The sequence below is a fragment of the Devosia sp. MC532 genome, assembly GCF_016461625.1.
In the GTDB taxonomy this organism is placed as follows: Bacteria; Pseudomonadota; Alphaproteobacteria; order Rhizobiales; family Devosiaceae; genus Devosia.
This window is the reverse complement of record NZ_JAEMNZ010000002.1, coordinates 277,206-291,676: the sequence shown is the minus strand read 5'-3', so window position 1 is coordinate 291,676 and position 14,471 is coordinate 277,206. Positions and strand designations below refer to the sequence as shown.

The 14,471-nt window shown below is 55.9% G+C and carries 10 protein-coding genes; 7 read left to right on the top strand and 3 right to left on the bottom strand.

Annotated elements, in window-relative coordinates:
* Positions 1-212 precede the first annotated feature (212 nt).
* The 3 genes from JHC09_RS04320 to flaF all read left to right on the top strand — a co-directional run bounded on the left by JHC09_RS04320 (position 213) and on the right by flaF (position 3,476).
* Positions 213-2,621, top strand: a complete 2,409-nt coding sequence (locus JHC09_RS04320; protein ID WP_282567657.1) for a flagellin — start codon at positions 213-215, stop codon at positions 2,619-2,621.
* 113 nt (positions 2,622-2,734) lie between these two features.
* Entirely contained in the window at positions 2,735-3,130 is a 396-nt protein-coding gene (flbT, locus tag JHC09_RS04315) for a flagellar biosynthesis repressor FlbT (protein WP_199530953.1), read from the top strand.
* Entirely contained in the window at positions 3,111-3,476 is a 366-nt protein-coding gene (flaF, locus tag JHC09_RS04310; protein WP_199530952.1) for a flagellar biosynthesis regulator FlaF, read from the top strand. Before flbT ends, flaF begins: the two co-directional genes overlap by 20 nt.
* 120 nt (positions 3,477-3,596) lie before the next feature.
* Here the strand turns inward: flaF and JHC09_RS04305 are convergent, their stop codons facing one another.
* From JHC09_RS04305 to JHC09_RS04295, 3 genes are all read right to left on the bottom strand, one after another.
* On the bottom strand, positions 3,597-5,570 hold the full coding sequence (locus JHC09_RS04305; RefSeq protein ID WP_199530951.1) for a hypothetical protein: 1,974 nt from the start codon (positions 5,568-5,570) through the stop codon (positions 3,597-3,599).
* A gap of 14 nt (positions 5,571-5,584) precedes the next feature.
* Positions 5,585-7,429, bottom strand: coding sequence for a flagellar hook-associated protein FlgK (gene flgK / locus JHC09_RS04300; RefSeq protein ID WP_199530950.1), 1,845 nt, complete (start codon positions 7,427-7,429; stop codon positions 5,585-5,587).
* A gap of 66 nt (positions 7,430-7,495) precedes the next feature.
* Positions 7,496-9,670 (bottom strand): flagellar hook-basal body complex protein, encoded by a 2,175-nt coding sequence (locus JHC09_RS04295; RefSeq protein WP_199530949.1) that lies wholly within the window; start codon positions 9,668-9,670, stop codon positions 7,496-7,498.
* A 234-nt stretch (positions 9,671-9,904) separates the two neighbouring features.
* Between JHC09_RS04295 and JHC09_RS04290 the strand changes: the two genes are divergently transcribed.
* The 4 genes from JHC09_RS04290 to JHC09_RS04275 all read left to right on the top strand — a co-directional run bounded on the left by JHC09_RS04290 (position 9,905) and on the right by JHC09_RS04275 (position 14,335).
* Positions 9,905-10,771 carry an ATPase gene (locus tag JHC09_RS04290; protein WP_199530948.1) on the top strand — a complete coding sequence of 289 codons (867 nt, stop codon included), beginning with the start codon at positions 9,905-9,907 and terminating at the stop codon, positions 10,769-10,771.
* Between the two features lie 69 nt (positions 10,772-10,840).
* Entirely contained in the window at positions 10,841-11,752 is a 912-nt protein-coding gene (gene metA, locus JHC09_RS04285) for a homoserine O-succinyltransferase (protein ID WP_199530947.1), read from the top strand.
* Between the two features lie 118 nt (positions 11,753-11,870).
* Complete coding sequence (locus JHC09_RS04280; RefSeq protein WP_349236509.1) at positions 11,871-13,322, top strand: YcjX family protein; 1,452 nt, start codon at positions 11,871-11,873, stop codon at positions 13,320-13,322.
* Positions 13,319-14,335: a TIGR01620 family protein gene (locus JHC09_RS04275; RefSeq protein ID WP_199530946.1), complete on the top strand. Its 1,017-nt coding sequence runs from the start codon at positions 13,319-13,321 to the stop codon at positions 14,333-14,335. The genes JHC09_RS04280 and JHC09_RS04275 overlap by 4 nt, the downstream gene beginning before the upstream one ends.
* Positions 14,336-14,471 lie beyond the last annotated feature (136 nt).

Below are 14,471 nucleotides of genomic sequence, written 5' to 3'. Positions count from 1 at the left end.
GCAAAAACCAATAGGAATAGGCGGGCTTCGGCCCGCCTATTTTCGTTTGAGGAGGCCAAAATCACGCGATAACTGCCTGCCGTCTACCGCACGGCGAGTTGTCACTAAAAAAGGATTAACAAGCACCGTTAACAACTCATTAATATTTACCTCCGTAAACATTTCCTTACTTAAATAGAAAGTCACGAGTCTTTCTGCGCGAGGTAAGAGAAATGTCGGATATTACTCTGTCAAAAGCCGTACGGACTAATCTGCTTTCCTTGCAAAGCACAGCAGACCTGATGGCACGAACACAAGAACGTCTTGCGACAGGAAACAAGGTCAACTCTGCCCTTGATAACCCGACGAACTTTTTTACTGCGTCAGCACTCAATAGTCGCGCATCAGACTTGAATTCGCTCATGGACAACATGTCCAACGGCATCAAGACTTTACAGGCAGCGGACAACGGCTTGACGGCCATTACCAAGACGCTTGAATCGATGCAGTCGACCCTGCGCCAAGCCCGACAGGACAAGTCCTTCCAGAACCATATCTACGAAGTGACCGCAGACAGTATCCTGACAGTGAATGGCGGCCAGTTCGAACTACCAACAGAAATAAAGCTCGGGGTAGAAACTGTGGGGCGGAAGGCGCAGCTAACAACCATTGATGCTCAAGCATATCAAGGCCCCATAGCCGCAGCGACTGGCTCCCAGGCCTCCGAGGCAACGGGTATTGGTGGCCGAACCAAGATCAATGTTGGTGGGGGCCTCGCCAATAACTCTGTCATCAAGGTCGGCGGCATCGATGTTACGCTAACCGGCGCTGCCGCTATCCTCACACCAGCAGAAATTGCACAAAGCATCGACAACGCAATCAACGCAAACAGCTCGCAAATTCTCGGTGACTACACCGTGAGTGTTGGCACAGGCGTCAACGCCGATAGCGTGATCATCGAAACAGTTGAAACTGATCAACCGGCCGCCACAGTGGCCCTCGTCTCTGGTCACAGCGCAGCCCAAAAGGCGACTTCGACCTTCGCCTATGGATCCGTACCAACAACAGTGACTGTAGGAGGACAGTCAATTTCAACCGGTGGGTCGTTTGAGACGTTTGTCGCCAGCCTTGAAGCCAGTGCGACAGCCGGTGGGTATCGCGTTGTTGCAGATCCGCTAACACAAAATATTACACTCGAAGCACTGGAGTATGGCGACCCCGCACCGGCAGTGACAGGATTGTACGCCGGCGAACTTGCTGTGGCTGCGGAAACCCGCATCGACCTCACAGGGGCAAGCGTCACTGCCGGTCAGACACTCACGTTCGATGGCCAGACCCTCACTCTAGCCACCGGAGGCTCCAATCCTGCCGATCTCGCGCAGGAGTTGGAAGCGTTGATTGCTCTAAACACCACGCTGAATGGTACTTATGAGGCATCTATTTCAGGCAACATACTCACAATTCGCAAGCGTGTTGGGGGCGAGCTAGGTTCTGGCCCAACTGTGGCCAATAATTTTACGACGGCACCGACAAACCCCGCGGTATTTGAGAATGGTGAGGATGAGATACCCGGCGACGTCACCACAACGCCTATAACGACCGGCGTTCACATCGAGACCGTTGAAGCTGCGAGTGACACCTTCTCGATCAACTACGACAATATATCAGTTGAGATATCCATTACGGGCGTCAAAGGCGGCGTAGGCACAGCCATCTCTGCAATGGATATCCAGACATGGCAGAACAGTACGGTCGAACGCATCAATGCTGAGTTGAAAAACGCCGACATCAACGGCCTAGAGGCCGTTTTTGACGCTGATGGCAAATTTTCCATCGTCGCTCGCGTGCCAGAAGCCAAAACCTTGTCAATATTCGGCCCGCGTGGGGTTGCCCTTTTCGGCCCGGACAGCACAGTTACCGGCACACCGACTGTCGACGGTTACTCCGCAAAAACCGCTGTCGACAAGTTTGTTGAGGAAATCAATCGTAACTACGGTTCAAAGCTTCGCGCGTCGAATGACAATGGCAAATTGCGCGTTGAAAACCTTTCGACAGCGGAGCTTGAAGTTCAATTTGATCCAGACGGTGCAGGCCCTGTCACTACAAGACCTTCCACGATCAAAGGCAATTCTGTTCGCGACAATTTATCTTTGCAGTTCAACGACCTAAAAAACCAGCTCGACCGTCTTTCAGATGACGCTTCATTTAACGGCATAAACCTGCTGCGCGGCGATAACTTGAAAATCACATTTAATGAAAACGGCAGCTCGTTCATTGATGTGCAGACGAGTGATGGTCGGGGCATCAATGCCAGCGCTTTAAAAATCGAAAACCTCATCGGCCGTGACCTCGATACAGATGAGGGCATTGATGCGCTGATAAATGATATCAAATTGGCGCTTTCGGACATTCGTTCGCAGGCGTCAAAGTTTGGGTCGAACCTGTCCATCGTTCAAAACCGCCAAGACTTTACCAAGAACATGATCAATACGCTGGAGACAGGTGCCGCTAACCTCACCCTAGCCGATATGAACGAAGAAGCTGCCAATTTGCTCGCGCTGCAAACGCGACAATCACTATCAAGCTCATCTCTTTCTCTCGCCAGCCAAGCCGATCAAAGCGTGCTACAACTGCTCCAATAACGTATTGATATGTATTCACTTGAGTAAACCGGGCACATTTCTTGCCTTCTCTTGCCTTGCAATCTCAGGCAGAAGCTCATTGGATCATATCCCTTCAAGCGGAGCGTCGAGTAATGGCCCTAAAAGTCGAATTGAAGCCAGGCGAGAAACTGCTGGTTGGCAACTGCATTATTACAAATTCAGACCAGAGAACACGCCTCTACATTGATGGTCGCGCGCCAATTTTACGCGAAAAAGACATCCTCACCTCTGACACCGCAAAGACCCCTGCGAAGCGGATCTACCTTGCAGTTCAGCTGATGTATATTGAGGATGACATCAGTGTCGCCAAGGAAGAGTATTTCGCACTTATTAACGACTTCACGACAGCAGTTCCTTCGTCAATTGAGATAGTTAGCCAAATAAACAACGAGATATTAACCGGCCAGCTTTACAAAGCATTGAAGGCCGCACAACGGCTTATCGAGTACGAACAGGAACTCGTTTCTCATGTATCAAACCGGGGCTAATGCCTACCAGCAAACCGCACGAGTCGTCGAAACTTCACGTGAACGCGAGTCCGCACTGTTAATGCGCGCAGCGGCGTCGATCCAAAAAGTAACAGACGAATGGCCTGCGAGTTCAGACCAGCTTGAACCTGTCTTAAACTTCAACCGAAAGCTCTGGACTGTGTTCATGACTTCCGTGACGAAGGAAGATAGCCCCCTGCCCGATGACGTCCGGCAGAACATCGCCAATCTTGGTATTTTCGTGATGAACCAGACACGCGAAGTACTGCTCGAGCCCGAACCAGGCAAGCTTGAGGTGTTGGTTCGATTGAACCGCCAGATCGCAGCCGGCTTGCGCGGCATGTAGTTTGCGACACACCCGATTTTAATGCCCCGCAAAATGCGGGGCATTTTTTTGTGACCGCTCCTTACAAATGCAAAAGCCCCGCTCGAAAGCGGGGCGTTTGCATTTGCGAACTCGGTTCGATTAGAGGAAGTTCACCAAGCTCAGTTGGCTGACCATCGCCGTTGCCTGATAACTCGCCTGAAGCCGCGTCTGCAGCGCAAGCAATTGCATAGCAACGTCTTCCTTGTTGACGGCCTCGGCTTCGCCCAGCAGGTTTTCCAGCTGCGCTTTATAGTTGGTGTGCCTCTGGGTGGCCGCGAGCAGGTTGGATTGAGCCACCCCCAGTTCCATCGTCACCATTTCGATCGACCCACGCTCACTATTGCGCGCTTCGGACAGCTGCGAAGCCTGTCGGCTCGCCAACGCATCGAAACGCGCGCGCGCTGGGTTGAGGTCAATTGAGTTGGGATCCTCAGCACCTGCTGCCTCAGGATAGGTTTCGATCGAGAGCGCAGCAAAGCTTCGGATCATCCGCAGATAACCCATCTCGTTGGCCTGCATGCCGTAATTGACGCGACCATTGTCCTCCACAGCCGCCGACACTGCTTGGCGAGGGTTCCCCTCAGCCAGAGCCGCCGTTGTGGACAAGGAGCGCGTAATGGCCTGCTCAAAATTGGCGGTTGTATTGGCGATAGCATCGCCCGCCGCAGTGACAGTGCCGATCGTGAACTGCCCTGGCCCCGCGCGCCCAGTCACGGCCTCCAACGTGACCTCCCTTTCCTTCCCCGATGGCTCGGTGAGGGTAAAGGTCACTTTATCACCGGCAGTGGGCAACTGGCTGAACTGCACGGATAGCGACGACGGCGGCCCCGCGGTCTGCGTTACGGTTGGTAGTGTAGCGGTCGGAGGGAACTGGCTGGACTGTGAAGACGCCGCCGTAATACGGAAGCCATGAGCAAAGGAACTTGGCTCCAGGCCCTTTACGGTAACACTGTCGCCACCGCTCGACGAAACACCCAATCGCCCTAAATTGCTGGCTGATACAGCTGCAGTTTCGCCATTGTACCACTGCACGGTGTCGGATGGAGTTGCGACACGCAAAGAGGTGGCAGTGTAAGGATCACTACCAGCAACACGCACTACGGGCTCGCCAGCGGCGTTAAAGAAATTCTCTGCCGCTGCGAAGGTGGATGCCCCCATCAGCTCGCCTTCGGCCGCTATGTGAATCTTCTCCAAAAGCGCGGTCTGGAAATTTGCAGCTGTCGTTGCAGCATCTTCGCCAATAGTGAACTCACCCTTTGTGCCCGTGTCCTCTTCTGAAGCACGCAGGGTAATCTGCGTTTCGGACCCGTCGGGCAAGGTAAAGCCCAAGGTGATACTCTCGCCGGCACGCGGCAGGTTGGCGTCGTCAAAGGTAAACGCCAGAGCCGCCGGATCCGCGTTTTGCGCGCTGGTGTCGATCGCAACCCGTCCACCCACCTGAGAAACCGTCGAGAGCTTCATGCCGAATGGATGTGCACCATCCTCAGCAAATGTCACGGTTTCGGGCGTCAGAACATCAATGTCTGTCGTCAAACGGCCGTAACCCGATTGCCCCAAATCTGCAGCACGCCGTTCGGTCACCACGGTGGCATAGCCAGCACGACCGCCCACACCGTTGAGAAGTTCTTCCGTAGGCTTCAATGGCAAAGTGTCGGTCTTGTTACCACCATAGAGGTAGCGACCGTTGACGTCTGCATTCAGCATGGTGACCAGCTCGTCAAAGCGCGCCTTGGACAGCCCAGGCAAAGTCGCCATATTGATGTTGTTGGACCCGTATTGCCCCTGCACTGCTGAGTTGCGCGCTTCGCCTTCCATCTTGTCCATGCGGGTGAGCGCATTGTTGTAGAAGGACAGGCGCAGGTTCACTTGCTCGACATTGCCCATATAGCCTTCGATCTGGGTCAGCCTAGACCGCGCCGAAAGTGATACAGGCAGGTCTTTGCCCATTTGGGCCAATGTCTGCGCCTTGTTGCCCGTGCCGAGCTGCGTCTGAAGGAGCGCGAATTGGCTGTTCATCTTGGAGATGACACCGAAACCAGCCTGAAGCGGGAACATCGATTTATTGACGATCATTTTCTCGATCTCCCTTAAACGGCTTGCATCAGCGTATCGAGCAGTTCCTGCACGACTGACATGACACGAGCATTGGCGGCATAGGTGCTCTGCAACTGAGTCAGACGAGCCATTTCCTCATCCATGTCGACCCCATAGTCGGCGTCCATCTGCTCGGAAATGGTATCCAGAGTCAGCTGACGATGATCACTCACCCGCTGCGCGTTACCGATCGTCGAACCCTGAAAATTGAGGACCTGCCCAACAATCTGTTCAAGCGAACCGTTGAGCTGATGGCGCCCATAGTTGGATGCTGCGGTCGTGCCGGACACAAACGACATGCCCTGCAATTGCTTGAGCACATATTCAGGTCGACTGGCGTCGCCCAACGGGGAATCCAAGTCATACTGCACCAGCAAACGGTTGTCAGAAAGGACATCCGCGTTGATGGTAATGCGTGACGCAAAGCCAACAATCTGACCAGGCTTATACTCTGTGCTGCCCGAATAGGGCTTTGCCCCATCGGTAAACAGAGAGAACGCAAGCTCCCCCTGCTGCATTCCCGTAGCGGTTCCCCGCGTGGTCAATGCAGTGATATCTCGGGTGCCTTCCGGACCATCGTCCAGAATTTGCAGATTACCATCCGTCCCTGAAATTTGCAGAAAGGAGAAGCGCGACTGTAACGTCGATGCCACCTGAGCGGCATCTGGCGGCGAACCGAAACTGAACGACACAACGCGTTGGCCACTCGCATCAACATAGTCTTCATCGACTGTGCTGTTCACCACCCGCACACGCTGCTCTTCGCCATTTTCGCTATAGCGGAACAGAATATCGTTGCCGGATTTGAGATGCGAAATATCGGCGACAAAGCCACTGGCCTGCGTGGCTTGCTGGGTGACTGGCGTACCCTCAGCGGTAATCGTTGAGAAGACCGAGGCCACACTCGCAGCGATCTCATCGAGCTGATTTTGCGTTTCGACCAATGTCTTGTCGCGCAGCTCAACCAAGGCCGCAAGTTCACCACCACCGAGCACACCCTGCTTGACCAGATCAATGGTCAGACCCGAAGGCGTCGTGAGCGTCAGAATGCCGACTTTATTCAGTTCGGGATCAATGCTCGCTTGCGTCGTCGGCGATAGCGCCCCGGCGGTGACAAAATTAAACGAGCTTGGGCCGTTGTCTAACAGGCCAACCCCGGATCGGGTCATTAACGCCACTGAACCATCCGGTCGATAGTCCGCTTGCACGTCAATGATCTCAGCGAGGCCCGCAACGAGGCGATCTCGCTGATCCATAAGGGATGCACGGGCGGTGTCCGTCATGCCAAGATCCAGCATGCGCTTGTTCACTTCATCGAGTGAATTGAGCATGGCGTTGGCAGTCGTCACATTGCTCTGGATCTGCGTCTCAGTATCCTTGCGAAGCCCCTGCACCGTCGTCGACAGCTCATTGAGGCGGTTGGCAAAGGTTTGAGCGTGCGACACCACATCCGCCCGCGTCGAATAATCGTCCGGACTTGTCGCAAGTGCATGCAAAGAGTTTTTGAGCGAACCTACCAGCGTATCGAGCGAACCTGCGGAACCAGGCTTGCCGAGCACGCCATCCAGTTTACTCAAATAGCGCGTTATCACATTTGAGGCCGACGTGTCCGACACCTGCCGATTGTAATAAGTCTGAAGGCTCTGACTAAAAGCGCGGTTCACCCCGACGGTGCGCGCATAGCTAGAGTTCTCCGTATTGTAATCGACAATATTGAGAGCTTGCCTGTGATAGCCGGGCGTCCCCGCATTGGAGACGTTGCGACTTAGGACCGAGATTGCATCTTGGTTCGTCCTAAGACCCGAAACAGCATTGGAGAGTGAGGACATCAAGCCCATGGAAACAACCCTTCCGCGAAATATGAACCTCAGCCATCCTAGCCAAGGGGAAAGTCATGACCCGCCTTAGCGGATCATGTTCAGCACTTCTTGGAGCATTTCATCGGCTGTAGAGACGATGCGCGTGCTGGCCGAATAGGCCTGCTGCGTGATGATCAGCTTGGTGAATTCGTCGGAGATATCGGTATTCGATGACTCCAGGGCTCCCCCGATAATACCGCTGCCGGAGAGGTCGATGATGGGTTCCCCAGACTCCGCGGTCGCCTGATAGACGCCACCGTCGAGACGCTTGAGCGAGTTCACACCGTTGAACTGAGCCGTGGCCACCTGCGCAAGTTCGAGACGCTCGCCGTTGGAATAGGTCGCAACAACGCGCCCTTCATCGGTAACGGCCACGGAGAGATATTCACCAGCGCCATAGCCGTTCTGGTTGAGCGTCGAAACACTCACGGAACCGTTGACGTCTGCAAATTCCGACATCCCATTCTCTTGGTGACGCAATTTTACGTCGCCGATCCTTACGCCGTTGACCGTCAAATTACTGATCGTTGCTTCGGTCACGCCTGGAGCAACGAGGGTACCGTTGGGGTTGAAGGTGTAGTCTTGTCCAACATTGGTCCATGCCGTAGCGCCGCCGACGGCAGTGCTGTTGGACATGTAGAACAACTGCCACTTGTCCTGACCACCTGTGGCTTCGCTATCCACTTTCGCCCAACGCAACTGGACGTTCGCCGGTGCACCGTTGTCGGCGTAAACGGTGATTGCACCACCAGAAATCGACTCGGAGATGAACTTTGCGGAGTCATCGGCAGTGATCGTGGCGAGCGTGCCAGTGGCGGCAGCAAACGAGCCATTCACTCCAAGCGATGTGGCCGCGCTGCCCGCGATCGACACATTGTAGAGATAGTTGCTATCAAACGAGACAACGACCTTGCCACCCTCATAGGCCACCCGCGCATCAGCAGCACCCGGCCCGCCGTTCGCCTGCAGATCCGTCTGAATATCCGCTAGCATGCCATCCAGTGTTTGACTGGAATTGATGATCGCCTCGCCCGTACCTGCGGTCATGCCACCAACAGCATCGAACGTGTACTTGCGGACCAGACCACCGATGTTGATTTCCATCGATTGACCATGAGAGACAGCCATATAACCTGGCGTCGTGGCCGAAGTCACAGCAGCCCCAGTCTGGGCAGTTTTCGTCCCGTCGCCCAGTCCAAGCATACCGCCAACGACTGCACCGCCCGCAGCGCGCGTCGTGGCTAAGGTAAGGTCTGCCGTATTGCCATCCCCAGCGGACAACACCATCGCGCCATGGCGCAGTTGAGCCGAAACCGTCGGCTCACCCGTCGCCGTGCGCAGGGCAGTCTGAATTCGGTCCACGACATCAGCGACCGTACCAGTGTTATCGATCAGGATTTCCCCAACGGCAGGCGTCGTACCGGGCGGAGCGAACAGCAGGTTATAGGTAGCGCCATGCATCGTCACAGCCAGCAGATCGCCGTCATTGGCAATGGTATTTGCCGCCGCTGTTCCGACATAGATCTGCGCGCCGACTGCACGAGCAGGGACGCTCGTCGCAAAATCGGAAATGGTCGCACCGTTTGTCGTACGCGGATAAGCAGGACTACCGGAAACTCCAGTGTAGGACCAAGTCTTCATCAGCTCGCTATTTGGCGATGCAGCGTTGTAGTTGGCCGTCTTGGGAACCTGTGGAAGGTTCGCCTGGTAGTTGATTAAACGTGTCACATTGGCGGGCAAATAGGCGTTTGAGATCGAAATCACGCTCGGCACAGAGCCCGAGATATTCCCAGTGGCGGTATCGATCGGGAACCCCTTCAGGTAGTAGCCCGCGCCATTGACGAGCAGACCATCCTTGTCGATTTCAAAGTCGCCACGACGGGTAAAGTTATTGGTGCCCGCAAAGAGCGGCGAACCATCAGCCTGACCAATCTTTGGCTCAACAACAAAAAAGCCATTACCGTTCAGAGCGATATAGGTCTCGTTGGAGCTAGTCTGAATATCGCCCTGCTGATTGTTGGTCGATTGCGACTGAGCAAGCACCGCACCAGGGATTTGCGCACGGACCGGCGCGTCTGCGATCAGATCCTTAAAACTCGTGTCGATACGCTTGTAACCAACAGTCTGAGAGTTTGCGATATTACCTGATATATTTTCTAGTGCATGAGACTGAGCGCGCAACCCAGTAACCGCAGTAGAAAGTGCACCATATATACCCATTATTCGCTCCGCCTAACCTCGCGCCCAACTGGGCTCACTTGGCGATAACAAAGCAAGACGAATGCCACTTACTTGGAACGTTGAATCTATTAACGATTTTGACTTTTACCGCGCAATAGACTTGGCAACGACGGCAAAACGCTCCACTCCAACCGGCAGTTTTTGCCTCTTGCTTGTGAAACCACAGAGCATCAGCTAAATCGAACCGATCTATCTAACGACGAGACTGCCCAAATGCTGTTTTCCAGCGCCGATGAATTTGTGAAGGCCCCAAGACGCGCGATCACCGTGTTTGGCATGGCAGGCGTGGGAAAAACTCGTCTGAGCAATATGCTGCGCGACAATAGCTGGTTCCACTATTCGGCCGACTACCGCATTGGCACGCGCTACATGGGCGAGTTCATCGTCGACAATTTCAAACATGAGGCGATGAAGGTCCCGTTCCTGGCGCAGCTGCTGCGCTCGGACTCCATCTACATCTCGTCCAATATCACCTTCGACAATCTCGACCCGCTCTCGACCTATCTCGGCACGCCGGGCGATGAAACGCGGGGTGGATTGCCCTTGGCGGAATATCAACGTCGCCAAGAGCAACATCGCGTAGCGGAAATCGCGGCGCTGCAGGACGTTCCTTACTTCTTCGACCGTGCGAAAGCCCTGTACGGCTACAATGACTTCATTGCAGACACCGGCGGCTCGCTGATCGAAGTGATCGACCCGACCAATGCCGAAGACCCGGTGGTTAAGACGCTGGCCGCGCACACGGCGCTTATTTACATCCGTGGCACCGACAAGGATGCGATTGAGCTGGTGAAGCGGTTTAAAAAGTCTCCGAAGCCCATGTACTATCGCCCCGAGTTTCTCGTTGAAAAATGGGCCGAATATAAGCTGATCAACGGCATTATGGACGACTGCGATGTCGACCCAGCCGGGTTCGGAGCCTGGGGCTTTGAAGCTCTGCTCCATGATCGTCTGCCGCGCTACCAAGCGCTCGCGGACAATTTCGGCTATGTTATCGAAGCTTCGGACTTGGCCACTGTCCGCGATGGCGACGAGTTTATCGATCTGGTGGCCGCCGCAATTGAGAAGCGAATGCGCTAGCGCGCGCACCCCGTGGTGACGCGCGCTCCGCTCGAAACGCTCTCTCCTTGCATCGAATAAGAGGCCACCATGCCTATTAGAATTCCAGACGGGCTGCCTGCCCGAAAGACCCTCGAAGACGAGGGCGTCTATGTCATGGATTCCTCGCGCGCTGCGCGTCAGGATATCCGTCCGCTTGAAATCGGCCTGCTCAATCTGATGCCGAATAAGGAGCGAACTGAAACCCAGTTCACGCGCCTTATCGGCTCGACGCCGTTGCAGGTGAACCTGTCGCTCGTGCGCATCACCGAGCACCAGTCCAAGCATACCTCGGAAGAATACCTCAATTCGTTCTACCAAACCTGGGACGAAGTGAAGAACAAGAAGTTCGACGGCTTCATCATCACGGGTGCGCCGATTGCGCATATGCCGTTTGAGGAAGTACGCTACTGGCCAGAAATGCTCGAGATTATGGAGTGGACCCGCACCAATGTGCACCACACCATGTTTATCTGCTGGGGCGCTCAGGCCGCGCTGCACCACTTCCACGGCGCCCGTCGCTATCGCACCGAGAAGAAGTCGTTTGGTGTGTACGAGCATCAAGTGATCACTCCGCGTTCGCCATTCCTGCGCGGCATGTCCGATAATCTGATGGTGCCCGTTTCGCGCTACAATGATATCGACCGCAGCACGCTCGGTGATAACCTTGAGATTATGGTTGATAGCCAAGAGGTTGGCCTGTGCATGCTGGGCGACAGAAACCAGCGTGCGGTCTATTTCCTCAACCACTTCGAATACGACAATCGCTCGTTGGCGGATGAGTATGAGCGGGACATCAAGGAGGGGCTCGATACCCCGCCGCCGGCCAATCTTTATCCGGACAATGATCCGACCCAAGCGCCGCGCAATATCTGGCGTAGCCACGGGCATCTCTTGTTCCAGAACTGGATCAACGAGATCTACCAATCCACGCCATACAATCTCGACGAGATTGGCGCATAAGATCCAAAGGGGCCCTCGTGGCCCCTTTGTTTTGGAACGGCTCTCCCCCACTTGGGGTTAAAGCCTTGTATTGGCGCAGAACGCCCTTAAATTCTGGGTGCCATTGAGGACTGACCGCGTGCCGCAACCGCCCACCAGACTGACCGACGAAATCGGTATTGCTCTTTCCAATCTTGCAGATAGCGCCACGGGCGTGATGACCCCAACCTTGCGGCTGGGCGTCACCGGCTTGAGCCGCGCTGGCAAAACCATCTTCATCACCGCGCTCGTTCATAACCTCCTCACCAATGGGCGTTTGCCTGGCTTTGTGCCGGCATCTGAGGGGCGTTTCATTGGCGCGCGATTGGCCGAATACCCCGATGCGACCATCCCGCGCTTTGCCTATGAGCAGCACCTGGCAACGCTGACGGGCAACCCGCCGACGTGGCCAGAAGGCACAAAACGCATTTCACAGCTCAGGATTGTCCTGAAATATCAGTCGGCCAAATGGTGGTCCAATATGCGTGGCCCAGCCACGCTGAACCTCGATATCGTCGACTACCCCGGCGAATGGCTGCTGGACCTGCCGCTCTTGGGCCTGTCCTACGCCGAGTGGAGCAAGGACGCGCTGGAGCGCGCACAAAAGCCGGGACACCTCGCCGAGGCTTCCGAGTTCCTGACCGAGCTTAACACGGTTGACGTGAAGGGGGAGGCAACGGACGTTTTGGCCGAGCATCTTGCTGCGGCCTTCACGACCTATCTGCGCCGCAGCCGCGAGCACGGTGCCCTCTCGACGCTACCACCCGGTCGCTTCCTGTTGCCCGGTGATTTGGAAGGTTCGCCTGCCCTCACCTTTGCGCCACTGCCGCTGCCTGCCGGGGACATTCCGCGCAATAGCCTCTACCGCATGCTTGAGCAACGCTACGAAGCCTATAAGGACCGCATTGTGCGTCCGTTCTTCCGCGATCACTTTGCGCGGCTCGACCGGCAGATTGTGCTGGTCGACACGCTGCGCGCGTTGAACACTGGCGCTGCCGCAGTGAGCGATCTCGAAACGGCGCTGACCGCTGTTATGGCTTGTTTCCGTCAGGGTGAAGCGAACCCTATTCTGCGGCCATTCTCGCGCCGGATCGATCGGGTTCTGTTCGCGGCAACGAAAGCGGACCATGTGCACCACACGAGCCACGACAAGCTCGAAGCCATTCTCAATCGGCTGGTTGCTAATGCTGCCAAGCGCGGCCGGTTCGCAGGGGCTGACGCCAAATCCATGGCAGTTGCGGGCATTCGTGCGACCACCGAAGGCACCATCCGCGAGGATGGTCACACGCTGCCCACGCTGGTTGGAACGCCCATCGCCGGCGAAGAACTGGATGGGACCGTTTATGACGGCAAAACCGAAATCGCTCTATTCCCCGGCGACTTGCCTGCGCGGCCGGATTCATTATTCGAAGACGGCGCGCCAGTGGACTTGAATTTCCTGCGTTTCACGCCGCCGCAACGCCTTGAGCGCAACGCCGCCGGTGATGTGGTGCTTCCGCATATCCGCCTAGACCGCGCCATTGATTATCTCATTGGAGACTGGATGGCATGAAGCGCCCTGTTGCCCACACCATCACGTCGTCCGAAGAGAGCCAGGTGCCCGTGCGCGCTCCCAGGGCATTCGCAGCCGAACGCGCGGAGATCGTTGAAGTCGCATTCGAGCCTGAACCAGACCCGGAATTGATAACGCCACCGGCCCGACGCATGGGCTGGGTGGGGCGGATCGCCTGGACGACGGGTGGCATCCTCATATCCGCCGGACTGGGTCTGGCGGCTGAGCGGCTCATCAGCGATCTCTTCGCGCAGAACATCTATGTCGGCTACATTGGCCTAGGCGTTCTTGGCGCGTTCATCGTAGCCATCCTGGCGCTGCTGACGCGCGAGTTTTTTGCGCTCCGACGCCTGCGCGTTCTTGATGCGCTCAAGGCCGATGCCGCACGCGCAAAAGCCGAGAACGACCGCCACCGTGCGGGCAAAGTCGCCGACGAACTGCTCGCCATATACGCGTCTCGCGCTGATCTGGCACAAGCCAAGCAGAACGTCTCCGAACATCTTCCCAATATGTTCGACGGCAATGAGGTGATCGCCCTCTCGGAGCGCGCGCTGATGTCCCCGCTTGATGCGAAGGCCAAACGCCTCACTGCCGCGTCGGCGCGTCGCGTGGCGCTAGTTACGGCGGTATCGCCCCGCGCGCTGATCGACATTGCATTTGTGATTTATGAGAGCATCCGGCTCGCAAGCTCTATCGCAGCCCTCTACGGGGCCCGTCCGGGCCTCTTTGGGTTCTTTAGGCTCACAGGTGCCGTTCTCTCCCATTTGGCCGTCACAGGGGGCCTAGTACTCACGGACGGCATCGTCGAACAGCTAGTTGGGCAAGGTCTGGCCGCGAAGCTGTCAGCACGCTTGGGCGAAGGCGTGGTGAACGGTCTGATGACGGTACGCGTCGGTATCGCCGCGATGCGGGTCGTGAGGCCACTGCCATTTGACACTCAACCGCAGCCGATGGTTCGCGATTTCATTCCCGAGCTGGTGAAGATCACGCAGGATGCGGGCAAAGGAGCATAATGGAGCGTTCGTCGCTTGCCCTTCCGCGCTCCTTGGAGTTTGTCATCACCGGGCTTGTCCGGCAGTGACGGTGGAAGCAATGAACCTCAGTGCTTCACAGCACGGCAAAGAGCCCTCGGGTCAAGCCCGAGGGTGA

Bases quoted from the DNA above. Each gene is read 5' to 3' on its own strand.
- JHC09_RS04275 (WP_199530946.1), top strand. From the start codon at position 13,319: ATGAAGCGCCCTGTTGCCCACACCATCACGTCGTCCGAAGAGAGCCAG.
- JHC09_RS04295 (WP_199530949.1), bottom strand. From the start codon at position 9,670: ATGGGTATATATGGTGCACTTTCTACTGCGGTTACTGGGTTGCGCGCT.
- JHC09_RS04320 (WP_282567657.1), top strand. From the start codon at position 213: ATGTCGGATATTACTCTGTCAAAAGCCGTACGGACTAATCTGCTTTCC.
- JHC09_RS04290 (WP_199530948.1), top strand. From the start codon at position 9,905: ATGCTGTTTTCCAGCGCCGATGAATTTGTGAAGGCCCCAAGACGCGCG.
- flgK (WP_199530950.1), bottom strand. From the start codon at position 7,429: ATGGGCTTGATGTCCTCACTCTCCAATGCTGTTTCGGGTCTTAGGACG.
- metA (WP_199530947.1), top strand. From the start codon at position 10,841: ATGCCTATTAGAATTCCAGACGGGCTGCCTGCCCGAAAGACCCTCGAA.
- flbT (WP_199530953.1), top strand. From the start codon at position 2,735: ATGGCCCTAAAAGTCGAATTGAAGCCAGGCGAGAAACTGCTGGTTGGC.
- flaF (WP_199530952.1), top strand. From the start codon at position 3,111: ATGTATCAAACCGGGGCTAATGCCTACCAGCAAACCGCACGAGTCGTC.
- JHC09_RS04305 (WP_199530951.1), bottom strand. From the start codon at position 5,570: ATGATCGTCAATAAATCGATGTTCCCGCTTCAGGCTGGTTTCGGTGTC.